The sequence below is a fragment of the Bacteroides congonensis genome, assembly GCF_900130125.1.
GTDB classification, from domain to species: Bacteria; Bacteroidota; Bacteroidia; order Bacteroidales; family Bacteroidaceae; genus Bacteroides; species Bacteroides congonensis.
Genome location: NZ_FQXY01000011.1, coordinates 1,084,665 through 1,108,999 on the forward strand (window position 1 = coordinate 1,084,665; position 24,335 = coordinate 1,108,999).

Genomic DNA, 24,335 nt, shown 5'->3' on the forward strand with positions numbered 1-24,335 from the left:
GGCAGTGATTGGAGTAGAGTATATCGAAGAGGATTGTAATAGAATATGATTGAGGGATAAATTTCTGCAACTATGGCAGATTATTCATCGAACTTCGTTATATTTGCAATGTATACTCGTTGGTTAAATCGGAATATGGCAAACTTCAATTCATATATAGACAATTTGGATATGACTTTCTGGCATGGAATCTGTCTGCAAAACGGAATGGTAAAGCATTACCGGAAAGGAGAGGTCTTTGTTTGGCAGGGAGATGTCATCAAGTATTTTGGGATTATCAGGAAGGGATATTTCAAATATACGATAACGGACACTGAAGGCCACGAACATATTACAGGGTTTGTATTCAGCAATGGCCTGGTGGGTGATTTTCTAAGTACCGTAAATAAGGAATCTGTTAAGACCAATATCATTGCAGCGACAGATGCGGAGGTGATACAATGCCCCGCCAGCGTACTGAAACGCCAGCTTGAGCATTCGCCGGCACTGCGTCGGGCTCTGACAGAAGGCTTGTTTCGTCAAGCTTATATGCAGTACTTGGATTTGTATAGCTCGTCGCCCAAAGCGCGTTATCTTGCTCTGCTGAAGCGATGTCCGGATATATTGCAAAACATTACTCTCAAAGAAATGGCCTCTTATCTGCAAATAACGCCTACACATCTGAGCCGTATCCGGAAAGAGCTGACATTCACCGATAATACACCTGATATATCTGATACACCGGAATGAAGTTCTCCGCTCCTATCTTCTGCCAATATATTTTTTCCTTTTTCTGAATTTTATGTTATACCTGCAGTTCTCAACCTATGTTGAGAATCATTTGTCCGCTATGCCTTAATTTTGTGTTCATCATTTAAATTATAGACTCGTATGAAAACTTTAAGAACCACCCGCTTTCTACTGATTGCCATGGTCGCATTCAGTGTATGGACGTTCCATTCTTGCCAAGTTGCAGCATTGGTAATCAGCGGTACGACTTATTATGAAACGGAAATTACTACGAAAGACAATCAACTGATTGCCGGACAAATAGGCGGCCAGCGTTCTTCTAATCTGCCTTCCGGATCCAAGACCATCAGTATCAAGACAGAAGAAGGACGAAAAAAAGTCAAGAGTGAGGAAATCAAATACATGACGCTGGCGCGTAAGAATCATCCGGAGAAACGGCAGACATTGGTATATACGGAATATAAGATGCCATATACAAAAAAAGGTGAACAGAAATTCCGCACATTCAAGAATTGGCAGATATTGAACAGTGCGGGCGACCATCTTCTCATAACTGCGTACGGACATGCTTACAGCCTCGCCAAAGATGGGGCTTTGATTATCACTTACAGCAGAGACGAGGGAATACAATATTGTATTCAGCGTCAGGGTGATGATTGCCCGATACTCATCGGAAGAAGCATCTCCGGTCGGTCGTTTATGCGCAAGCAGTGGCAGGCGTACCTTGCCGATGATCCCGTACTGTGTGAAAAGATTGCGAAGAAGGAGATTGACGCATTTGATTTTACCGCCATCACCGAACAATATAATCCTGTAGGCAAATGACTCTCTTTCTGGATCGCAGACAGAATAGGGGACTTGCCGCACCGCTTTGTGTTAAACGCAAATGTCAGAGGCGATTTCATTTCGGGTGTTTCTTCTTGCTCGTTGCGACACTCTTCTTGCCATGCTTATGTCATAATCTATCGGCTCAAGAAAATGAATTCAAAGACGGGGAGGCACTTTACAGTATAGGATTAGGCTACGAATGGATGTCGGACGCCTATTCTTCCCATGGATTTGCGCTTGATGTACGCGCCCGTTTCTATATGTCAGGGCGGCTTTTTTGTGAACTAATGGGACATTGGGGCACGCACGAGGGAAGTAAGAACGTGCTGCAAAAAGGAAAACCATTCGATGTTGATGATGAGCGAAACACGTTGCTGGGAGCCGTAGGCCCCGGTTACGAGATATTTCAGAATGAGAATCAAACGTTTGACATCTATATCAAAGGGCTTGTAGGCTATGGCATCAGGTCTTCTCGTTTTGATGATTACCAAATAACCGGCAGTGAAGACGGGCACGTCACGCTGGGATGCGATAAAAAGAAAAAGGGGATAGCTGCCGTTGTCGGATTGGGAATGGACACGCGTTTCAAACGATGGACACTTACTCCTTCTATTGATGTGCTTTATATCGGGAATGAATGGAATGTGGCTACAATGATATCTTTTGGCTTTTTTCTTTGAGATGCACTTGTGAACCATTGCGGGGGCGGACACTCTTGAACGGCTTTTTAATCTTCGATAACAACGCCTAACAGAGGAAGTAAATCCATCGCTTGCAAGGAAGTGATGACAGCTCCTTTCAGGTCGCTGATATTAAGCGTGATTCCACAGATTCGGGAAGTGCGCAAGTCTATTCCGCGAAGCGGGGCATGCGAGAAGTCGGCTTCCACCAAATCGCAACTGTCAAAAGCGACGGAAGAGAACCGACAGTCGTTCAAACTTCCGTTACGAAGCAGGCTATGCGCGAAACGTACCTGATTCATCTTGCTCATGGCCAGATTGATATATCCGGCATTGCAATCATGCAGCAGGACATGATTCATGGTCGTTTCGGATAAATTAGTTCCCAACAGTTTGCAGGAGATGAATTCTACCCGGTAAAGTGAACTTTCGGCAAAAGAGATGTTAGATAAATCGCAATTCTCAAACCGGACATCGGTCAGTTGGGAAGAACGGAACTTGCACTCGCTAAAGGTCTGATGCCGGAAGGTGCAGTTCTTGAAGCTCTTATAAGACTTGTCGATGCCTTCCTCTCTTCCTTTGCAGAATAAGAGATGGGAAATGGTTTCTTCCCTGTCGAGCCATTCTTCTAAAGTGATTGTGCTGATTTCCTGTTCTTCCATTATGGGAGAAACTACGCGGACGGGTTTTGCTGAATTTCTTTTTATCATGCCTTTCCTACATATCCGCCGGCCAGTGCGGCAGCCAGTCCTATACCTATACTTAATAAGGTATAGAGGATGAATGTCCCGTAAAATTCTCCTTTCAGCAGACCTATGCCGTCACTGGAGAAAGTGGAGAAGGTGGTGAATCCGCCACATAATCCCGTTGTCAGAAATAGGCGGACTTCGAAAGGAAGGTGGAACCGTTCTGAAAGGGCATAAAACAGACCGATAAGAAAACTGCCGAGAAGATTGACGGTGAACGTTGCCCACGGGAAATGGTAGGGGACAATCCGTTCGTGCATAAATAACTGGACGCAGTAGCGTAATGCGCTGCCGGTACCACCACCGATAAAGATATAGATAATTTCCTTACTCATTTGATTTTAACATTTGCATTATTTGTAAGCAGCTTCGAAATCTTTCTCGAATTTCTGGAAACCGCCGGGATAGACACGGTCTATCCGTTCAGAAACGGTTGACGAGTCGTTTTTGTTTTGCAGGGAAGCGATGAGGCTTTTTAGTATGTCTCTGGGGACTGTTTCTATCCAGAATGTGACCAGCGCGTGTGCAAGAATATATGAATATTGCTCGTCAGTTGCTTGTCGTTTCATAAATTTGCCATGCCCGCTATTCATAAAAGCAGGTAGATCAATTTCTCCCAACATATACATTGTGCGGATTCGGCCTTGCTCGTATTCGGAAAAAGTGTGACGGAGTCCTTTTTTCGTTACCTTGCAATGTTCGAAGTACTCTGACAACCCCTCGTTGAGCCAGCTAGGCGGGAATTTGCCGAGGATTTGTCGGACGAAGTGGTGGCTGAGTTCATGATAAATTATGGCAAGGCTTCGTTCCCGTCCTTTCTCCCGTCCCAATATGATTGCCTTTTGTAGTTTCGACGAATATACGCCGCTCGCTTTGAATGGCGGGGGAAAGGATATATTTACGCTTTCCAGGTATGCTAGAGCTTCTTTTCTATTCTCGAATACCAGCAATTGAAGGGTAAGAGTATCAGGTAGCCCGAATTGCGTGTAGAAATTGACTTCATGACTGATAAATTCTTCGATATTCCGCCGGTCTTTATCAGGAAGCGGGTCGCCACTGTATTCTATTTTTACAGTCTGTGCATTGAGCAGACCGCAAAAGATAAAAAGTGAAAAAAGAAGATAGAATATACGCATGATAATATTACTATTTCAGGTTTTTCTGTTTCATATATTTCTTTTTGTCACGTTTGCTCATATCCTGCATGATAAGTTCATCATTGGTCAGCGCTTGGTAGATTGTTTTCTCTTTGGGTTTAATGTCTCCTTCTGTTGTGCGGAATACAGGTATGAAGTGGGAGTAAGGATATCCCGAAGATTCGCCACCTTTAAATTTATTTTCATCCAAAAAGAAGAATGAGATGGAAACTTTCAAAGCTCCTGCTTTTCCTACGGGTTGTCCGACTTGTACTTCCTCGCCGGGCTGAATGTATTTTTCGCTCATCATCAGGTAAGCCGCGAAAGTCTGGTCGGCGTGATAGACAAGCAGTTGCCGTGGATCGCTTGTCTTACAAGCTATTCCGCTACGGGTGGCATAAACCAAGTCACCTTCTTTTATGCGGAAGTTGAGCGTCTTTGCAAATTCTCGCGGGTCGGTTTGCCACTCAGTCTTTTCTCCATTTTTCACGGGTAAGGCATAAGGAGTATTGATTTGGAAGTCTTTGGGAAACTTACCGCGATAGTATCTGTAACTCGACGCGCTTTTGAACGGATTCTCGAACGATGCGTTTTTTTCTATTTTGAATATGGTATTTTTCCCGGGAGTCAGATTGTAGGAGCGGTCATTCATGCGGTATAGATAATAGTCGCAATAATCTTCGTTGTAGTAATTAAGCTCTCTGTCTCCCTGTGTGCTCGTTTCCCATTTTGATTCAATGATTCCGAACGGGCGTTCCATTAATTTCCGTAAGGACTGGGCGGAGATGTGGCAGGCGGATAGTGAGAATACGAATAAGATAATAAATTTAAGGTGTTGTGCCATAATTTACATAAATAGATTGTATAACCTTTAGAGAAATAAATAATTTGCTTGCAAATATAGAAAGAAACTGCGATATATGAAGGTTATCATGCTATTTTATTCGGCAAAGCCACTATATTTTTTCTTCTTTATGTGTTTTGTAATCTGCTTATAATTAATGTTTTATGTGGCATGGGATACCCTTTTTCTCTATATTCTGATTATAAAGAAAAACAGCCGTCATGTTTCTTGTCTATCTTTGCCATACGATTATTAACTAACGTATTTATATCATGAAGAACATGAAAACAGGAACTGCAATGTGGCTTTGCCTGCTGCTTGCTTTTTTAGTCGGCACGTCAGCGAAAGCCGAAAGTATTACATCTCCCGATGGGCAATTAAAACTTAATTTCTCCGTCAATGCGCAAGGAGAACCCGTGTATGAACTTTCTTATAAAGGAAAGGAAGTGATTAAACCTTCCCGACTGGGATTGGAACTGAAGAATGATCCGGGGTTAATGAATGGATTTACTTTGGCCGATACCCGGACTTCTACTTTTGATGAAACTTGGGAACCGGTGTGGGGAGAAGTGAAATCAATCCGCAATCATTATAATGAAATGGCTGTTACCTTGAATCAAAAGGCACAGGAGCGCAGTATTATTATCCGTTTCCGCCTTTATAATGATGGTTTGGGCTTTCGCTATGAGTTTCCGCTACAAAAGAATCTGAATTACTTTGTTATTAAGGAAGAACATTCGCAGTTTGCCATGGCAGGGGATCATACGGCCTTTTGGATTCCCGGTGACTATGATACGCAGGAATATGACTATACCGAGTCCAAACTTTCGGAAATCCGTGGGTTATTGCAGGGAGCAATTACCGGAAATGCTTCTCAAACTTCTTTTTCGCCAACAGGCGTACAGACTTCTCTGCAAATGAAAACAGCCGACGGCCTGTACATCAACTTGCACGAAGCAGCTTTGGTAGACTATTCTTGTATGCATTTGAATCTCGACGATAAGAATTTGATTTTTGAATCATGGCTGACACCTGACGCCAAAGGGGATAAAGGATATATGCAAGCTCCTTGCCGGTCGCCTTGGCGCACAGTGATTGTCAGCGATGATGCCCGCGATATTCTGGCTTCCAAATTGACGTTGAACCTGAACGAGCCTTGTGCTTACGAAGATGTTTCCTGGATTAAGCCGGTGAAGTATATCGGTGTGTGGTGGGAAATGATTAGCGGTAAAAGCTCATGGGCATATACGGACGATGTTTATTCTGTGAAACTCGGTGAGACGGATTATTCAAAGACAAAGCCGAACGGACGGCATGCTGCGAATAATGACAATGTGAAACGTTATATTGACTTTGCGTCCCTGCATGGATTCGACCAGGTACTGGTGGAAGGTTGGAATGAGGGTTGGGAGGACTGGTTCGGCCATTCCAAAGATTATGTTTTTGATTTTGTTACTCCTTATCCCGACTTCGATTTGAAAATGCTTAATGCTTATGCGAAGGAAAAAGGAGTGAAGCTGATGATGCATCACGAAACCTCTGCTTCCGCGCGCAACTATGAACGTCATTTGGATACTGCTTATCAATTTATGGTAGATAACGGATACGACGCTGTCAAGAGTGGTTATGTAGGTAATATCATTCCTCGCGGAGAACATCACTACGGACAATGGATGAACGATCATTATCTGTATGCAGTGAAGAAAGCGGCGGATTATAAGATTTGTGTAAATGCGCACGAAGCGGTTCGTCCGACGGGATTATGCCGTACTTACCCCAATCTGATTGGCAATGAATCGGCACGCGGTACGGAATATGAGGCCTTCGCAGGCAATAAGCCGTTCCATACGACACTGCTTCCTTTCACCCGTCTGATTGGCGGCCCGATGGATTATACTCCGGGCATCTTCGATACAAAACTTTCTTTCCTGCAAGGCGACCATAGTTTTGTGCGTACCACGCTGGCAAAACAACTGGCTCTTTATGTCACGATGTATAGCCCGTTGCAGATGGCAGCCGATTTTCCGGAGAATTATGAGCGCCACTTGGATGCTTTCCAATTTATTAAAGATGTAGCGCTCGATTGGGACGACAGTAAATACCTGGAAGCAGAACCGGGGGATTATATCACTGTAGCCCGTAAGGCGAAAGGCACTGATAACTGGTTTGTGGGCGGTATCACCGACGAAAATCCCCGCACTTCTACGTTCGCGCTCGATTTCCTTGAACCGGGAAAACAATATGTAGCTACGCTGTATGAGGATGGCAAAGACGCGGATTTTGAAAAGAATCCGACTTCTTATCAAATAAAGAAAGGTATCGTAACCGCTAAAACCCGTATTTCGGCGAAACTTGCCCGGAGCGGTGGATTTGCTTTGAGCCTGATCGAAGCAACCCCGGCAGACAGGAAGATAATTAAGAAATGGAAATAAGATTCAGGTAGAGGGATTGTGTTCGGATTTCCCGCTTTTAATAAATATTAGTTGTTGCCCCGCGAAGAAATATTAAACTTTGCGGGGCTCTTTTTTTATCAGACGGATTCTTTTTTGTACTTTTGCGCATCTTTTTTAAAACATCATCAATAAAGAGAACGACATGGGAGGTTTTTTCGGAACAGTCTCGAAAACTAGTTGCGTGACTGATTTATTCTACGGTACAGATTATAACTCACATCTGGGTACAAAGCGGGGAGGACTCGCGACATATAGTAAGGAAAAAGGGTTTATCCGTTCCATTCATAATTTGGAAAGTACCTATTTCCGAACCAAGTTCGAAGGAGAACTGGACAAGTTTAAAGGAAACGCCGGAATCGGCATCATCAGTGACACAGACGCACAACCTATCATTATCAACTCTCACCTCGGCCGCTTCGCCATTGTTACCGTCGCAAAAATAGCCAATATCCAACAATTGGAAGACGAACTTCTCAGCCAGAATATGCACTTCGCCGAACTTAGTTCGAGCAGTACCAATCAAACGGAACTTATCGCGCTGCTTATCATACAAGGCAGAAACTTTGTCGAAGGGGTCGAAAATGTGTTCAAGCATATCAAAGGTTCTTGTTCCATGCTTATCCTGACGGAAGATGGAAGTATCATCGCTGCCCGCGACCAGTGGGGACGTACTCCGGTGGTAATCGGCAAGAAAGACGGTGCTTATGCTGCGACAAGCGAATCGTCCAGTTTCCCGAACCTGGATTATGAGATTGAGAAATATCTGGGGCCGGGTGAAATTGTCCGTATGTATGACGACCACATTGAGCAGCTTCGCAAACCGAATGAGGATATGCAGATTTGTTCTTTCCTGTGGGTGTACTACGGTTTCCCGACTTCCTGCTACGAAGGCAAGAATGTGGAAGAAGTCCGTTTCACAAGCGGATTGAAGATGGGGCAGACAGATGAATCGGAAGTGGATTGTGCCTGTGGTATCCCTGATTCGGGAGTAGGCATGGCTTTGGGGTATGCGGAAGGAAAGGGAGTTCCCTATCATCGCGCCATCTCAAAATATACGCCGACATGGCCTCGCAGCTTTACCCCTAGCAATCAGGAAATGCGTTCGTTGGTTGCCAAGATGAAGTTGATTCCGAACCGTGCGATGCTTCAAGGAAAACGTCTGTTGTTCTGTGATGATTCAATAGTCCGCGGCACGCAGCTACGTGACAATGTGAAGATTCTATATGATTATGGAGCAAAAGAGGTACATATGCGTATCGCCTGTCCGCCGTTGATTTATGCTTGTCCGTTTGTGGGATTCTCTGCTTCCAAGAATGCGTTGGAATTGATAACCCGCCGTATTATCAAGGAACTGGAAGGTGACGAAAATAAGAATCTGGAAAAATATGCCACTACCGGTTCGCCTGAATATGAAAAGATGGTCAGCATCATAGCCGAGCGTTTCGGGCTGTCTTCCTTGAAGTTCAATACGCTCGAAACACTGATTGAAGCTATCGGATTACCCAAATGTAAAGTGTGCACACACTGCTTTGACGGCAGCAGCCACTTTTAAAAAAGATTATACAATAAAAAAGAGCCGTGAATTGCTTTGTAATTCACGGCTCTTTTTTTACCTTTACGGCATTGTAAACTATCAAATAGTAAGTAGTAAATCGTTAAATCGTAAATAAAATGACTTTAGTAGACAGATTTTTAAAGTACGTGAGCTTCGATACACAATCTGATGAATCGACAGGGCTTACTCCCAGTACTCCGAAACAGATGGTATTCGCCGAATATCTGAAAGCGGAACTGGAATCTTTGGGATTGGAGGATATTACTTTGGACGGACATGGCTATCTTTTTGCTACGCTTCCTGCCAATATAGATAAAGAAGTGCCGACTATCGGATTCATAGCCCATATGGATACAAGTCCTGATATGAGCGGCAAGGATGTGACTCCGCGCATCGTTGAAAAGTATGATGGTTCGGACATTGTGCTTTGTGCGGAAGAGAATGTAATCCTTTCTCCTGCGCAATTCCCCGAATTGCTGGATCATAAGGGCGAAGACCTGATTGTGACCAACGGAAAGACTTTGCTCGGTGCTGACGATAAGGCGGGGATTGCGGAAATCGTTTCGGCAATGGTTTATCTGAAAGAACATCCCGAAATCAAGCATGGAAAGATTCGTATCGGATTCAATCCCGATGAAGAAATCGGTGAAGGTGCTCATAAATTCGATGTAGAGAAGTTCGGTTGTGAGTGGGGATATACAATGGATGGCGGTGAAGTGGGAGAACTGGAGTTCGAGAACTTCAATGCTGCCGCCGCCAAGGTTATCTTTAAAGGGCGCAATGTGCATCCGGGTTATGCCAAGGACAAGATGATTAACTCTATCTATCTTGCCAATCAGTTTATCAATCTGCTTCCTGCACAGGAAAGACCGGAACATACTACGGGATATGAGGGTTTCTATCATCTGATAGGAATTCAGGGTGAAGTGGAGCAAAGTACTGTTTCTTATATCATCCGTGACCATGACCGTGCTAAATTTGAAGACCGCAAGAAGGAGATGGAACGTCTGGTGGCTCAAATGAACGAAGAATATGGCGAAGGTACGGTGACTCTTGAGTTGCGCGACCAATATTATAATATGCGTGAGAAGATAGAACCGGTAATGCATATCATCGATACTGCTTTTGCCGCAATGGAAGCCGTTGGCGTGAAGCCGAACGTGAAACCGATTCGTGGTGGTACGGATGGCGCGCAACTTTCTTTCAAAGGGTTGCCCTGTCCGAACATCTTTGCCGGCGGTTTGAATTTCCACGGACGCTACGAGTTTGTTCCTGTTCAGAACATGGAAAAGGCTATGAAAGTCATCGTGAAGATTGCCGAACTGGTCGCTTCCAAATAAAAAGCCTTGCTTGGACTGCTTCCTGATAGCACATAATACTTGATTCTTAATACTTGAAACTTAATACTTTAAAATAATGAAAACCACTCCGTTTACAGAGAAACATATAGCACTCGGTGCTAAGATGCATGAATTTGCAGGTTATAATATGCCTATTGAATACTCCGGTATCATTGACGAACATCTCACTGTTTGTCAGAATGCCGGTGTGTTCGATGTGTCCCATATGGGAGAATTTTGGGTGAAAGGGCCGAATGCGTTGGCTTTTCTTCAAAAAGTGACTTCCAATAATGTGGCGGCACTGACTCCGGGAAAGGTACAGTATACTTGTTTTCCTAATGAAGAAGGTGGTATCGTAGATGACTTGCTGGTATATCATTTTGAACCGGAAAAATATATGCTGGTAGTCAATGCTGCCAATATGGAGAAAGACTGGAACTGGTGCGTTTCCCATAATACGGAGGGTGCGGAACTGGAAAATTCTTCGGATAATATCGGGCAGCTTGCCGTGCAAGGTCCGAAAGCGATTCTTGCTTTGCAGAAGTTGACGGATATTGATTTGTCGGCTATTCCGTATTATACGTTTAAGGTAGGAAAGTTTGCGGGCAAAGAGAATGTGATAATCTCCAATACGGGTTATACCGGTGCGGGAGGTTTTGAACTGTATTTCTATCCGGATGCCGCCGATGTTATTTGGCAGGCTGTTTTTGAAGCAGGTGAAGAGTATGGTATCAAGCCTATCGGTTTGGGAGCCCGTGATACGCTTCGGCTGGAGATGGGATTCTGTCTGTATGGAAACGACCTGGATGATACAACCTCTCCGATAGAAGCCGGATTGGGATGGATTACCAAGTTCGTGGACGGTAAGGATTTCATCAACCGTCCTATGCTGGAGAAGCAGAAAGCGGAAGGAACTACCCGCAAGTTGGTCGGTTTTGAAATGATTGACCGGGGGATTCCTCGTCATGGATACGAACTGGTGAATCCGGAAGGGGAGAAGATTGGTGTAGTGACTTCGGGCACTATGTCGCCTACCCGCAAGATTGGTATCGGTATGGGGTATGTGAAGCCTGAATATAGTAAGGTGGGCACGGAAATCTGTATCGACATGCGCGGACGTAAATTAAAAGCAGTAATAGTAAAACCACCTTTCAGAAAATAAGATTTTAAATCTGTCTTGTTTGATTAGGCCCCGGATAAGTTCTGAATTTATCCGGGGCTGATTGATTTTATGCCGGCTATCATAAAACATATCCGTAAATATGTTGTTTATACCATAGAATTATTTTAATTTTGTCAGCAAATACGATAAAATAATGTCTCAATTACCTACCCTGATAGCTGACCTTGCACTAATATTGATATGTGCGGGCATTATGACTTTATTGTTTAAGAAGTTGAAACAACCTCTAGTCTTGGGATATGTCGTTGCCGGTTTTCTGGCAAGTCCGCATATGCCTTATACACCTTCCGTAATGGATGCTGCGAATATCAAGACATGGGCGGATATAGGTGTCATCTTCTTGCTGTTTGCCCTTGGACTGGAATTTAGTTTTAAGAAGATTGTGAAAGTGGGTGGCTCTGCCATTATTGCTGCCTGTACCATTATCTTCTGTATGATTTTGTTGGGAATAGGTGTCGGCATGGGTTTTGGCTGGCACAGGATGGATAGTTTGTTTCTGGGTGGTATGATTGCCATGTCTTCCACTACCATTATTTATAAGGCTTTTGATGACCTCGGATTAAGGAAAAAACAATTTACCGGATTGGTGTTGAGTATCTTGATTTTGGAGGATATTTTGGCTATCGTGTTGATGGTGATGCTTTCTACTATGGCGGTGAGCCACAATTTTGAAGGCACGGAGATGTTGGAGAGCATCGGCAAGTTATTATTCTTCCTTATTTTGTGGTTTGTAGTCGGTATCTACCTGATCCCGGAATTTCTGAAGCGTTGCCGTAAGTTGATGGGGGAGGAGACTTTGCTTATCGTGTCGTTGGCATTATGCTTCGGTATGGTGGTGATGGCTGCCAATACCGGATTCTCTGCTGCATTCGGCGCGTTTATCATGGGTTCTATCCTTGCGGAAACGATTGAGGCGGAATCCATAGATCGGTTGGTGAAACCAGTGAAAGACCTTTTTGGAGCTATCTTTTTCGTATCAGTGGGTATGATGGTAGATCCTGCGATGATTGTGGAATATGCCGTGCCTATTATCGTGATTACTTTGGCAGTCATTTTAGGGCAGTCTATCTTCGGGACTTTCGGAGTGATACTTTCCGGTAAACCTTTAAAGACGGCTATGCAGTGCGGATTCAGCCTGACGCAGATTGGAGAGTTCGCGTTTATCATAGCGTCCCTGGGAGTCTCGTTGCATGTGACGAGCGATTTTTTGTATCCGATAGTGGTAGCAGTTTCTGTCATTACTACTTTTCTTACTCCTTATATGATTCGCCTTGCCGAACCTGCTTCTTCTTTTGTTGACGCTCATCTTCCCGCTTCGTGGAGAAAACTTCTGATGCGTTACTCTTCCGGGTCACAGACTGCACTCAACCATGAGAATTTGTGGAAGAAGCTGATATTGGCAATGGTACGGATTACAGTGGTTTATTCCATTGTCAGTATATCGATTATCGCTCTTTCTTTCCGTTTCGTCGTCCCTTTCTTCAAGGAGAACCTGCCGCATTTTTGGGCGTCATTGTTGGGGACGGTGTTTATCATTCTTTGTATTGCTCCTTTCTTACGGGCTATAATGGTGAAGAAAAACCATTCGGTGGAATTTATGACTTTGTGGCATGACAGTCGTGCGAATCGTGCTCCTTTAGTATCGACAATTGTTATCCGTATTATGATAGCGGCACTCTTTGTCATCTTTGTGATTTCCGGTTTGTTCAAAGCATCTATCGGATTGGTTATCGGTGTTGCTGTGCTTGCCGTATTGTTGATGGTATGGTCGCGCCGCCTGAAAAAGCAATCTATTTCGATTGAACGTCGTTTCTTTCAGAATCTTCGTTCCAGGGATGTGCGTGCGGAGTATTTGGGGGAGAAGAAACCGGAATATGCCGGACGTTTGTTGTCGCATGACCTGCATCTGGCGGATATGGAAATTCCTGGAGAATCCAATTGGGCAGGAAAGACGTTGATGGAGCTTAATTTGGGAAAGAAGTTTGGCGTTCATGTGGCTTCCATTCTTCGGGGGAAGAGACGGATTAATATTCCGGGCGGTTCCGTTCGCCTGTTCCCGATGGATAAGATACAGGTGATAGGGACGGATGAGCAGTTGAACGTGTTCAATGAAGCGATGCAGAATGGAGCGAAGATAGACTGGGAGGTATACGAAAAGAGTGAAATGACCTTGAAGCAGTTTATCATTGATGGTGATTCTGTTTTCTTGGGCAAAACGATACGTGAATCGGATATCCGGGATAAATATCATTGCATGATAGCAGGGATAGAAAGTGAGGACGGGACATTGATGGTTCCCGACGTGAATGCACCGCTCAAAGAGGGTGATGTGGTATGGTTGGTAGGCGAAAAAGAGGATGTGTACCAATTAGTCAATCAAAAAAACGAAAAAGTACAAGCCGGATAAGAATGGAATCCTTATTTTTGTGACGATAAAAACTTAAAATTATAATAATATCATGAAGAGCGATCCGAAAGAATGTCTGTATTGTCAGAATAATGAGACGCTGCATAATCTGATGATTGAGATTGCGCAGTTGAGTGTGTCACGTGTATTCCTGTTTAAGGAACAAACGTATCGTGGACGTTGCCTCGTAGCATACAAAGACCATGCGAACGACTTGAATGAGTTGAGTGACGAAGACCGTAATGCTTTTATGGCCGATGTAGCACGCGTTACCCGTGCCATGCAAAAGGCTTTCCAACCAGAAAAGATAAATTATGGTGCTTACTCGGATAAGTTGTCCCATTTGCACTTCCATTTAGCGCCTAAATATGTGGATGGGCCTGATTATGGTGGTGTATTCCAAATGAATCCGGGAAAAGTTTACCTGACAGATGAAGAATATCAGGAGTTGATTGATGCTGTAAAAGCAAATCTATAAATGATAATTTTATTGCAGACAGAGTAATAAATTTCTTTTTAGACATAAGAACATAAGAACAAAAGATGAAACAGTGGTAGTTTAATGACCAGCAGAAATAATTTTCCAAGCGCAGCCTCCTTTATGTTCTTTTGTTCTTATGTCTAAATTAAAATCCCATTTACTATTCTTCACTATCAAAATCGAAATCAAAGTCAAAATCATCCATAAACTCCGGTGCTGTGAAATCTTCCAGTTCCCGGCGGTCTTTTTTGGTAGGACGTCCGGTGCCGCGTGCACGGTCTATGAATCCACTGATTTTGCTCATCTCCAATAGTTCGTATTGGTCAGGAGTAGTCACGTTTTCCATCATTTCCGGTACGAGCTTTGCGCCTATACGCTTTTCGATAGCTTGCAGTACTTTGAAGGAATAGGTGATAGGCGGCTTTTTTACTTGAATGACATCTCCCGGTTTCACCATACGGGCAGCCTTGGCCAGGGAGCCATTGATGGTGATACGTCCTTTTTTGCAGGCTTCTGCCGCAATTGTGCGTGTCTTGAAGATGCGCACAGCCCACATCCATTTATCTATTCTTGCTTCAGCCATGTTTTTAGTGATTTCATTTCTTATTGAACTGGTTCATCGTGATGTCGATTCCGGCCAGGCAGAAACTCTTGATAATGTCTCCCGCCATTTCCAGTCTTTCGTCCATCGTCTTCCAGTCTTCGTCCGTGAAGTGTCCGAGCACATAATCAACCTGTCCGCCACGTGGAAAATCGTTTCCGATGCCAAAACGCAGTCGGGCATAATTTTGAGTACCCAGGGTGGCGGCGATATTCTTCAGTCCGTTATGTCCGGCATCGCTTCCTTTACCTTTCAGACGTAACGTACCGAAAGGGAGAGCCAGGTCGTCCACTACGATCAGTACATTCTCCAATGGGATATTTTCCTTCTGCATCCAGTAGCGGACAGCCAGCCCGCTTAGGTTCATAAAAGTCGACGGTTTGAGTAGTGTCAACTGTCGCCCTTTGACAGAGAAACTGGTGGTGAAACCGTAGCGCCCGTCGATGAAAGGCGGGGCATTATTGGTTCTAGCCAATGCTTCTACCGTCATGAATCCGATATTATGCCGAGTTTCGTGATACTCGGGGCCAATATTTCCCAGTCCGACAATTAAATATTTTATCATTGCTTTTCGGTAAAACAGTTCATTAATTGGAAAGAAAAACGCAGATTAATACAAATTAATGCAGACTGAACATCTGCTTTAATCTGCATTAATCTGCGTTTATAGTATATCTCTTTTTACAGGGATAATCTCAGATTACTTGCCAGCGGTTGCTGCTGCACCTCTTGCTGCACGAGTCAACTTAACAACACATACAACGGCTTCTTTAGCACTCATCAGTTCAAGACCTTCAAAGCTCAATTCGCCAACCTTAACAGTCTTACCCAATCCAAGGTGAGCAACGTTAACAGTCAGTTTTTCTGGGATGATGTTGTACAAAGCTTTCACTTTGATCTTACGCATCTGCAATGCCAACTTACCACCGGCTTTAACACCTTCTGCAAGACCTTCCAACTGTACAGGAACTTCCATTACGATAGGTTTAGCTTCGTCGATTTGATAGAAGTCAACGTGCAGGATAGTGTCTTTTACAGGGTGGAACTGAATATCTTTCAGGATAGCGTTTACTTTTTTGCCATCGATGTCCAGGTCTACGATGTAGATGTGCGGAGTGTAAACAAGATTACGAAGGCCTTCGTTAGGCACTGTGAAGTGAACTACTTCATTACCACCATAAAGTACACAAGGTACACCACCGTTCTTACGGATTTCTTTCAAAGCTCTTGCTTGTTCTGAAGAGCGTTCTGCAATTGCTCTTGCAGTTCCTTTTACTTCAATTGATTTCATTTCTTAAAAAATTGTGTTACTCTAAATTAAGTTATTTTGCTTAATTCACCATCACACGATGTGGATTATCACACGATGTTGCAAAAAAGCGGTGCAAAAGTACATCTTTTTTTTGAATTATCAAAGATTTACTTTCTTAAAAGTCGATATCAATCTTAATTTCGCTTTCCAATTTGTTCTCTTGTGCTTCTTCGGCAGCTTTTAGTTCATCTTCTTCATCTGCTTCCTGGTTCAGGCGACTGATATAGTCGTTCATGTCGCTGCGTTCTATGAAGTTGACAGCTTCCTCAAGTCCTGCCATGAACTTCTGAAAATCTTCCCGATATAAGAAGATTTTGTGTTTCTCGAAACTAACTTGAGAATCATCACCTTCTCCCGTTATCACTTTCTTACTCTCTGTAATAGCCAGGAACATCTCATCTTTACGATTCTTTTTTACGTCGAGATAGTAGATGCGTTTACCTGCTTTGATAGACTTGGAGAATACAATCTCTTTGTCATTCATGTCTGCGCTCATTTTCTTTTTTAAATCTTCCATGTCTTACGATCTGTTTATAATCGGCTTCAAAATTGGATATTTTTTTTAAACTGTCAAAAGAAAAAGCGCAGAGAATCAAATACTGCATTAAAAAATGTGATTTATTTGTGGAAACTCGCTAAAAATATCTACTTTTGCAGTTCGATAACAACAGTATTAAATTGAATTATGATCAACAGAGTTCTTATTCGTCTTAAGATTATACAGATAGTATATGCCTATTATCAAAATGGCAGCAAAAATCTAGACTCAGCGGAGAAAGAGTTATTCTTTAGTCTTTCAAAGGCGTATGACCTTTACAACTATTTGCTAATGCTGATGATAGCATTGACAGAGTATGCACAAAAACGTATTGATGCGGCAAAAGCCAAACTGGCACCCACGGCAGAAGAGTTATATCCCAACACGAAGTTTGTGGACAATAAATTTATTGCCCAGTTGGAAGTCAACAAACAACTAATGGAGTTTATCGCCAATCAGAAGAGAACCTGGGTGAACGACCAGGATTTTGTGAAAGAACTCTACGAAAAAATTGTGGAAACCGACATCTATAAAGAGTATATGGCTTCTGATGACAAATCGTATGAAGCGGATCGTGAATTATGGAGAAAGATCTATAAGACATACATCTTTAATAATGATTCTCTCGATCAGGTACTGGAAGACCAAAGTTTGTATTGGAATGACGATAAAGAAATAGTAGATACATTCGTATTGAAAACAATCAAGCGCTTTGACGAGAAAAAAGGCGCGAATCAAGAATTGCTTCCTGAATTCAAAGATGACGAAGATCAGGAATTTGCACGCCGTCTGTTCCGTCGTACTATTTTGAATTCAGACTACTACCGTCACTTGGTAAGTGAGAATACGAAAAACTGGGACTTGGATCGTATTGCATTTATGGATGTCATCATTATGCAGACAGCATTGGCAGAAATTTTAAGTTTCCCGAACATTCCGGTCAGCGTTTCGTTAAATGAATATGTGGAAATTGCGAAGTTATATAGCACCTCTAAGAGCGGTAGCTTTATCAACGGAACATTGGATGGAATAGTTAATCAATTGAAAAAAGAAGGTAAGTTGAATAAAAACTGATACCTTTGTATATATAATAGAAACTAAAACTGATTATTTATGAACGTATTTACTGTATTATTGCAAGCTCCTGCTGCTGGCGGTGGAAGTATGATGTGGATCATGCTGATAGCAATGTTTGTTATCATGTATTTCTTTATGATCCGTCCTCAAAATAAGAAGCAAAAAGAAATAGCTAATTTCCGTAAATCTCTGCAGGTAAATCAGAGTGTGATTACTGCCGGTGGTATTCACGGTATAATCAAGGAAATTACAGACGACTATATCGTACTTGAGATTGCTTCTAACGTGAAGATTAAGATAGATAAGAATTCTATTTTTGCTGATGCTTCAGCGGCTAGCAATCAATCTAAGTAAATCGTCGGTAAAAAAATGCCTATGTTTGATCGTAGGAAAATAAGATATACGTATTTAAAGTTATCTAAGAGAATTAAGGATTTTCTGCTCAGTGATAAGAGCAGGGAATTCTTAATTTTTTTATTTTTCTTCCTGATAGCCGGTGGATTTTGGCTGCTTCAGACATTGAATAATGATTATGAAGCGGAATTTTCTATTCCGGTGCGTATTAAAGACCTTCCCAATAATGTGGTACTGACTTCGGAACCTCCTTCCGAACTTCGTGTCAGAGTGAAAGATAAAGGTACTGTTCTCCTTAATTATATGCTGGGAAAGAGTTTCTTTCCGGTAAACCTGAGTTTTTCCGATTATAAAGGGAAAAACAATCATGTGAAGATTTACGCATCCGATTTTGAGAAAAAGATATTGAGCCAGTTGAATGTTTCTTCCAGGATTCTTTCCATTAAGCCCGATACGTTGGATTATATCTATTCTGAAGGGAAATCCAAGTTAGTGCCTGTCCGCCTTCAAGGAAAAGTGACAGCCGGACTTCAATATTATGTGTCGGATACGATTTGCAGTCCCGACTCGGTATTGGTCTATGCCCCGGAAGGGATTTTGGATACGATAACCACTGCTTATACTCAAAAGATAAACTTGGAGAATATATCGGATACTACCCGTCAACGGATTTCTTTGGCTTCGGAAAGGGGAGTGAAGTTTGTTCCGGGTTCGGTTGAGGTGACATTCCCGGTGGATATTTATACGGAGAAAACGGTGGAAGTACCGTTGCATGGGATTAACTTTCCGGCGGATAAAGTACTGCGTGCTTTTCCTTCAAAGGTTCAGATCACTTTTCAGGTAGGACTGAAGCGATTCCGTAGTATAAAAGCAAGCGATTTTGTGATTAATGTTTCTTATGAAGAACTACTGAAGCTAGGCTCGGATAAATATACGGTTAAACTGAAATCATTTCCGAGCGGAATCAATCAAATCCGTATTATTCCCGAGCAAGTTGATTTTTTGATAGAACAAGTAACTCCAGATGGCGATTAAGATTGGTATAACCGGTGGCATCGGTAGCGGAAAGAGTGTAGTTTCCAGACTGCTGGAAATAATGGGAATCCCTGTTTATATATCGGATATAGAAGCGAAACGTATTACGCATACGGATGAAGTGATCCGTCAGGGACTTTGTGACTTGGTGGGTAGGGACGTTTTTCAAGATGGAGAATTAAACCGTCCTTTGCTTGCATCCTATATGTTCGGACATCCCGATCATGTGAAAGAAGTGAACAGCCTCATTCACCCACAAGTGAAAGAAGATTTTCGTCAGTGGGTAATCCGGCGAGGGAGTGAACCGTTAGTAGGCATGGAGTCCGCCATTCTCATTGAAGCCGGTTTTAGGGATGAAGTCGATTTCCTCGTAATGGTTTATGCACCGTTGGAAATAAGAGTAGAGCGTGCTGTAAAGCGCGACTGTTCATCAAGAGAATTGGTGATGAAACGCATCGAGTCGCAAATGAGTGATGAGGCTAAGAGAAATCATGCTGATTATGTGATTGTAAATGATGATGAAACACCGTTAATTCCGCAGGTTTTGGAGCTTATTTCTTTGCTATCTAAAAATAATCATTACCTTTGCCCCGCAAAAAATAATTAATAAACAAAAGTATACATACTATGTTGAAGACTATCTTGTCTATCTCCGGTAAACCGGGATTGTACAAACTTATTTCGCAAGGAAAAAATATGTTGATTGTTGAATCAATCAATGCTGAGAAGAAACGTTTCCCCGCTTATGGTAATGAAAAAATTATCTCATTGGCAGATATAGCAATGTACACGGACGATGCGGAAGTTCCTTTGTACGATGTGTTGGAAGCGATCAAGGAAAAAGAGCAATCAGCAGCGGCTTCTATTGATCCTAAGAAAGCTACCCCTGAACAGTTGCGTGAATATTTGGCAGAAGTACTGCCGAACTTCGATCGTGACCGTGTGTATGTAGCGGATATAAAGAAACTGGTTTCTTGGTATAATATTCTGATTTCTAATGGTATTACAGAATTCAAACAGGAAGAAACCAAAGAAGATGAGAAAGAGGCAACGGCAGAATAGTCGATGTCGCTTATCCTGAAAGACTAAAAAACATGGTAATCATTTAAAAGTTGGTTATCATGTTTTTCTTTTATATAAATGTTTGTTTGTTAAAGAAAAAATTAGTATATATTGGGTTATCTTTTCTTTAAATAAATATCTTCTACTTATATTGTAAATAATGGTGCTTTTTTATGTATCTTTGCCACTGTTCATAATTTCATGGAATTTGGGCGTGGATAAATATAATAGTAGAGAACAAATCTGTTATGTAAGGGGATGGAAACGATAACAAATAAAGAAGTGAATGTCCATTTGGACAAAGAAACAGGGACATTATGCCTGACCAGGTTACTGGCGGGTACAATGGTATTCTTATATGATTCTCAAGGTGAGCTAAGGGGGAAGCATCAGTTTGCTCTGCCTTCACTTACCATAACAATACCGAGACATGGTACTTATGTTTTAGTGATGAGTCATCCGAACTGCCAGCCTGAAGTTCGGAGAGTCGTATATGCAGGAATATAAAAAAAGCCGGTAGGTTCTTTTCAGGCCTGCCGACTTTTTCATTTAGCTTGATGCTGTTTAATTTCTGAACACCAATCCGTCGCCGCCTGCGTCAACGATAATTGCCTTGCTTCGATCTACTTCCTGAGAAAGTAGTTTCTTGGACAAGTCATTCAACAAGTAGCGCTGAATAGCTCTCTTGACCGGACGTGCTCCGAATTCGGGATCATATCCTACCTGGGATAAGAAGTCCAAAGCGGCTTCTGTCATTTCCAGTTCTACCCCGTTTTCAGCAAGCATTTTCTGTACACTCTTAATTTGCAGAAGTACGATCTGCCTGATTTCCTTTTCCGTTAACGGCAAGAACATGATCGTCTCATCAATACGATTCAGGAATTCGGGACGAATGGTCTTTTTCAGCATATTCATCACTTCCTTTTTCGTTTCTTCGATTACTTCTTCCTTATTAGCGCCATTCAGCTTTTCCATCTGACTTTGTATATAAGAACTACCCATATTCGAAGTCATAATGATGATTGTATTCTTGAAGTTAACAACCCTTCCTTTATTATCTGTCAATCGTCCGTCATCCAAAACCTGCAACAGGATATTGAAGACATCCGGGTGAGCTTTCTCTATCTCATCAAACAGTACAACCGAGTAAGGTTTCCGCCGGATAGCTTCCGTCAACTGACCGCCTTCATCGTATCCTACATATCCCGGAGGCGCTCCAACCAAACGGGAAACACTGTGTTTCTCCTGATATTCACTCATATCAATACGGGTCATCATCGTTTCGTCATCAAACAGGAATTCAGCCAAGGCCTTTGCCAGCTCGGTCTTACCCACACCGGTCGTTCCGAGGAAGATAAATGAACCTATCGGACGTTTTGGATCTTGCAATCCGGCACGACTACGGCGCACGGCATCCGCAACCGCTTCAATTGCTTCATCCTGACCGATTACCCGTTGGTGAAGTTCTTCTTCCAAGTGCAATAACTTGTCTTTCTCACTTTGCAACATCTTGCTGACAGGAATACCCGTCCAACGAGATACGACATCCGCAATATCTTCAGCATCTACTTCCTCTTTAATCATGGCTTTATCGCCCTGCATCCCACGGAGTTTCTGTTGCGTTTCTTCTATCTCTTTATCCAAAGCCTGAAGTTTGCCATAACGGATTTCGGCTACCTTTCCGTAGTCGCCTTCACGTTCAGCCTTTTCAGCCTCAAATTTCAGATTTTCTATTTCGACCTTATTCTGCTGAATTTTGTCCATCAACGTCTTTTCGCTCTGCCACTTGGCTTTGAAGGACTTTTCCTGTTCTTTAAGCTCGGCAAGCTCCTTACCGATGATTTCCAGTTTCGGCTTGTCATTCTCACGTTTGATGGCTTCGCGCTCAATCTCCAACTGCTTGATTTTACGGGAAATCTCATCCAGTTCTTCCGGAACGGAATCCACTTCCATACGCAATTTGGCGGCAGCTTCGTCCATCAGGTCAATAGCTTTATCCGGCAAGAAACGGTCGGTAATATAACGGCTGCTCAATTCCACGGCAGCAATAATCGCATCATCTTTGATACGTACATGATGGTGATTCTCGTAGCGTTCCTTCAATCCACGAAGGATAGAAATAGTGCTTAAATTATCCGGCTCATCCACCTGTACAATTTGGAAACGACGCTCCAGTGCTTTATCCTTCTCAAAGTACTTTTGGTACTCGTCGAGAGTTGTCGCACCGATAGAACGCAATTCTCCACGGGCTAGGGCAGGTTTCAGGATGTTGGCTGCATCCATGGCGCCTTCACCTTTTCCGGCCCCCACCAAAGTGTGGATTTCATCAATAAACAGAATGATGTCACCTTCCGATTTCTTCACTTCATTGACAACCGATTTCAGTCGTTCCTCAAATTCACCTTTATACTTTGCACCTGCAACAAGTGCACCCATATCCAATGAATAAACTTGTTTGTTCTTTAGGTTTTCAGGTACGTCACCACGAAGGATACGATGCGCCAAACCTTCTACGATGGCAGTTTTACCTGTACCCGGTTCACCAATCAGAATCGGATTATTCTTTGTACGACGGCTTAATATCTGAAGTACCCGACGTATTTCTTCGTCACGTCCAATCACCGGGTCTAGTTTGCCGCTACGGGCAGCTTCATTCAGGTTGATGGCATACTTTTCCAGTGATTGATAAGTATCCTCACTTGACTGTGACGTAACCTTTTCTCCTTTTCTCAATTCGCTGATAGCATTGCGCAGTTCCTTTTCCGTCATACCGGCATCCTTCAGGATGGTAGATACGGTGCTCTTTACAGTCAGCAATGCCAGTATGATATGTTCCAATGAAACGAACTCGTCGCCCATTTCCTTGGAATACTGTGTTGCTTTCTGCAATACTTCATTCGATTCACGACTCAAATACGGCTCTCCACCGGATACCTTCGGCAGTGAATCTATTTGCTTGTCGACCACGAGCGCCACTTGCTGTCCATTCATGCCAAGCTTCTGGAAGATAAAGTTGGTGACATTCTCACCTACTTTCATCACTCCCTGCATGATATGGGCAGGCTCAATAGCCTGTTGTCCCCGGTTTCTTACCAGGTTCACGGCTTCCTGTACCGCTTCTTGGGATTTAATAGTAAAATTGTTAAAGTTCATATCGTTGTTCTCCTTTCTTATTTCACGTTTCTAATAACACCTAAAAGGGCGCAAAAGATTTGCCAAGTAGAAAAATATGACAAAATAGCATGGTTATTAGGGAGTTAAAGGACAAAATGACCTCTTTCTCTTATGTACGACTGACGAATTTGCTGCGAAATGAGGGTGATAAATAAAAGTATTGTAGTATCTTTATCGGCTGTAATAATATTAAGAATAAGGTATGAACGATAAACCTCAAATAAAACTGTCTGAGACAGTAGTGTTGATTGATGCGGCTTTTCTGAACTTTGTAATTACAGATATGAAGGGATATTTTGAAAAGACCTTGCGGCGTTCTCTGCAAGAGATAGACCTTTCGATACTGACTACTTATCTGACATTGGATGCAGGGATTACAGAAGGAAAAAATGAAGTGCAATTTCTTTTTGTTTACGATAAGGACTCGGAGCGGCTTGTGTATTGCCAGCCTTCCGATTTGGAGAAGGAACTGAACGGGGTTGCTTTTCAAAGCCCTTATGGTGAGTATTCATTTGCAAGTGTTCCTTCGGAAGGAATGGTGACAAGAGAAGATTTGTTTCTTGATTTGTTGTCCATCGTTGCCGATTCGGCTGACGTGAAAAGAATGATTGTGGTTTCATTCAATGAAGAGTATGGAAAGAGGGTGACTGATGCGTTGAATGAGATAAAAGGCAAGGAAGTTATTCAGTTCCGGATGAACGAGCCGGATGCTCCGTTAGCGTATAAATGGGATATGTTGGCTTTCCCCGTCATGCAGGCATTAGGAATTAGAGCTGATGAACTTTGATAGCCCCATGCCC

25 protein-coding genes are annotated in these 24,335 nt (G+C 42.8%); 16 read left to right on the top strand and 9 right to left on the bottom strand.

Going from position 1 to position 24,335, the window contains the following annotated elements:
• Positions 1-135: 135 nt before the first annotated feature.
• From BQ7997_RS21750 to BQ7997_RS21760, 3 genes are all read left to right on the top strand, one after another.
• Positions 136-729, top strand: a complete 594-nt coding sequence (locus tag BQ7997_RS21750) for a Crp/Fnr family transcriptional regulator (RefSeq protein WP_073348503.1) — start codon at positions 136-138, stop codon at positions 727-729.
• A 141-nt stretch (positions 730-870) separates the two neighbouring features.
• Entirely contained in the window at positions 871-1,554 is a 684-nt protein-coding gene (locus tag BQ7997_RS21755; RefSeq protein WP_022137348.1) for a hypothetical protein, read from the top strand.
• 206 nt (positions 1,555-1,760) lie between these two features.
• The gene (locus BQ7997_RS21760) at positions 1,761-2,237 is read left to right on the top strand and encodes a hypothetical protein (RefSeq protein ID WP_139260958.1); all 477 of its coding nucleotides are present in this window, start codon (positions 1,761-1,763) and stop codon (positions 2,235-2,237) included.
• 47 nt (positions 2,238-2,284) lie between these two features.
• Here BQ7997_RS21760 and BQ7997_RS21765 read toward each other — a convergent pair whose 3' ends face one another.
• From BQ7997_RS21765 to BQ7997_RS21780, 4 genes are read right to left on the bottom strand one after another with little or no spacing between them, the layout of a single operon-like run.
• Positions 2,285-2,947 (bottom strand): pentapeptide repeat-containing protein, encoded by a 663-nt coding sequence (locus tag BQ7997_RS21765; RefSeq protein WP_073348029.1) that lies wholly within the window; start codon positions 2,945-2,947, stop codon positions 2,285-2,287.
• Positions 2,944-3,318: a fluoride efflux transporter CrcB gene (gene crcB / locus BQ7997_RS21770; protein ID WP_022137351.1), complete on the bottom strand. Its 375-nt coding sequence runs from the start codon at positions 3,316-3,318 to the stop codon at positions 2,944-2,946. The genes BQ7997_RS21765 and crcB overlap by 4 nt, the downstream gene beginning before the upstream one ends.
• An 18-nt stretch (positions 3,319-3,336) precedes the next feature.
• The gene (locus tag BQ7997_RS21775; protein ID WP_044655244.1) at positions 3,337-4,119 is read right to left on the bottom strand and encodes a hypothetical protein; all 783 of its coding nucleotides are present in this window, start codon (positions 4,117-4,119) and stop codon (positions 3,337-3,339) included.
• A gap of 10 nt (positions 4,120-4,129) precedes the next feature.
• Positions 4,130-4,963 carry a M23 family metallopeptidase gene (locus BQ7997_RS21780; RefSeq protein ID WP_073348030.1) on the bottom strand — a complete coding sequence of 278 codons (834 nt, stop codon included), beginning with the start codon at positions 4,961-4,963 and terminating at the stop codon, positions 4,130-4,132.
• Positions 4,964-5,235: 272 nt separating this feature from the next.
• On the opposite strand from BQ7997_RS21780, the gene BQ7997_RS21785 reads away from it, so the two are divergent.
• From BQ7997_RS21785 to BQ7997_RS21810, 6 genes are all read left to right on the top strand, one after another.
• Positions 5,236-7,395 carry a glycoside hydrolase family 97 protein gene (locus tag BQ7997_RS21785; protein WP_073348031.1) on the top strand — a complete coding sequence of 720 codons (2,160 nt, stop codon included), beginning with the start codon at positions 5,236-5,238 and terminating at the stop codon, positions 7,393-7,395.
• A gap of 163 nt (positions 7,396-7,558) precedes the next feature.
• On the top strand, positions 7,559-8,968 hold the full coding sequence (locus tag BQ7997_RS21790) for an amidophosphoribosyltransferase (protein WP_022137355.1): 1,410 nt from the start codon (positions 7,559-7,561) through the stop codon (positions 8,966-8,968).
• A gap of 119 nt (positions 8,969-9,087) precedes the next feature.
• Positions 9,088-10,311 carry a peptidase T gene (gene pepT, locus BQ7997_RS21795; RefSeq protein ID WP_073348032.1) on the top strand — a complete coding sequence of 408 codons (1,224 nt, stop codon included), beginning with the start codon at positions 9,088-9,090 and terminating at the stop codon, positions 10,309-10,311.
• 76 nt (positions 10,312-10,387) lie between these two features.
• Positions 10,388-11,473 (top strand): glycine cleavage system aminomethyltransferase GcvT, encoded by a 1,086-nt coding sequence (gcvT, locus tag BQ7997_RS21800; protein WP_022137357.1) that lies wholly within the window; start codon positions 10,388-10,390, stop codon positions 11,471-11,473.
• Between the two features lie 154 nt (positions 11,474-11,627).
• Positions 11,628-13,901 (top strand): monovalent cation:proton antiporter family protein, encoded by a 2,274-nt coding sequence (locus tag BQ7997_RS21805; protein ID WP_073348033.1) that lies wholly within the window; start codon positions 11,628-11,630, stop codon positions 13,899-13,901.
• A 52-nt stretch (positions 13,902-13,953) separates the two neighbouring features.
• Positions 13,954-14,379: an HIT family protein gene (locus BQ7997_RS21810; RefSeq protein ID WP_022137359.1), complete on the top strand. Its 426-nt coding sequence runs from the start codon at positions 13,954-13,956 to the stop codon at positions 14,377-14,379.
• Between the two features lie 163 nt (positions 14,380-14,542).
• Here the strand turns inward: BQ7997_RS21810 and BQ7997_RS21815 are convergent, their stop codons facing one another.
• From BQ7997_RS21815 to BQ7997_RS21830, 4 genes are all read right to left on the bottom strand, one after another.
• Positions 14,543-14,965, bottom strand: a complete 423-nt coding sequence (locus tag BQ7997_RS21815; protein ID WP_022137360.1) for an RNA-binding S4 domain-containing protein — start codon at positions 14,963-14,965, stop codon at positions 14,543-14,545.
• A 13-nt stretch (positions 14,966-14,978) separates the two neighbouring features.
• Positions 14,979-15,545 (bottom strand): aminoacyl-tRNA hydrolase, encoded by a 567-nt coding sequence (pth, locus tag BQ7997_RS21820; protein ID WP_044656324.1) that lies wholly within the window; start codon positions 15,543-15,545, stop codon positions 14,979-14,981.
• Between the two features lie 138 nt (positions 15,546-15,683).
• Complete coding sequence (locus BQ7997_RS21825) at positions 15,684-16,274, bottom strand: 50S ribosomal protein L25/general stress protein Ctc (RefSeq protein WP_073348034.1); 591 nt, start codon at positions 16,272-16,274, stop codon at positions 15,684-15,686.
• 136 nt (positions 16,275-16,410) lie between these two features.
• Positions 16,411-16,812, bottom strand: coding sequence for a PUR family DNA/RNA-binding protein (locus BQ7997_RS21830; RefSeq protein WP_073348035.1), 402 nt, complete (start codon positions 16,810-16,812; stop codon positions 16,411-16,413).
• 168 nt (positions 16,813-16,980) lie between these two features.
• Between BQ7997_RS21830 and nusB the strand changes: the two genes are divergently transcribed.
• The 6 genes from nusB (at position 16,981) to BQ7997_RS21860 (ending at position 20,868) form a co-directional block, all read left to right on the top strand.
• Positions 16,981-17,907 (top strand): transcription antitermination factor NusB, encoded by a 927-nt coding sequence (nusB, locus tag BQ7997_RS21835; protein WP_073348036.1) that lies wholly within the window; start codon positions 16,981-16,983, stop codon positions 17,905-17,907.
• A gap of 39 nt (positions 17,908-17,946) precedes the next feature.
• Positions 17,947-18,264: a preprotein translocase subunit YajC gene (yajC, locus tag BQ7997_RS21840; protein WP_073348037.1), complete on the top strand. Its 318-nt coding sequence runs from the start codon at positions 17,947-17,949 to the stop codon at positions 18,262-18,264.
• A 21-nt stretch (positions 18,265-18,285) separates the two neighbouring features.
• Complete coding sequence (locus BQ7997_RS21845) at positions 18,286-19,299, top strand: CdaR family protein (protein WP_073348504.1); 1,014 nt, start codon at positions 18,286-18,288, stop codon at positions 19,297-19,299.
• Positions 19,289-19,906, top strand: coding sequence for a dephospho-CoA kinase (gene coaE, locus BQ7997_RS21850; RefSeq protein ID WP_044657271.1), 618 nt, complete (start codon positions 19,289-19,291; stop codon positions 19,904-19,906). Before BQ7997_RS21845 ends, coaE begins: the two co-directional genes overlap by 11 nt.
• A gap of 20 nt (positions 19,907-19,926) precedes the next feature.
• Complete coding sequence (locus BQ7997_RS21855; RefSeq protein WP_073348038.1) at positions 19,927-20,361, top strand: DUF5606 family protein; 435 nt, start codon at positions 19,927-19,929, stop codon at positions 20,359-20,361.
• Positions 20,362-20,619: 258 nt separating this feature from the next.
• Entirely contained in the window at positions 20,620-20,868 is a 249-nt protein-coding gene (locus BQ7997_RS21860) for a hypothetical protein (RefSeq protein WP_044657333.1), read from the top strand.
• 57 nt (positions 20,869-20,925) lie between these two features.
• On the opposite strand, the gene clpB is transcribed toward BQ7997_RS21860, so the two are convergent.
• On the bottom strand, positions 20,926-23,514 hold the full coding sequence (clpB, locus tag BQ7997_RS21865) for an ATP-dependent chaperone ClpB (RefSeq protein ID WP_022137759.1): 2,589 nt from the start codon (positions 23,512-23,514) through the stop codon (positions 20,926-20,928).
• 223 nt (positions 23,515-23,737) lie between these two features.
• Here clpB and BQ7997_RS21870 point away from each other — a divergent pair, with 223 nt between their 5' ends.
• Positions 23,738-24,322 carry a DUF6621 family protein gene (locus BQ7997_RS21870; protein ID WP_073348039.1) on the top strand — a complete coding sequence of 195 codons (585 nt, stop codon included), beginning with the start codon at positions 23,738-23,740 and terminating at the stop codon, positions 24,320-24,322.
• Positions 24,323-24,335: the final 13 nt, after the last annotated feature.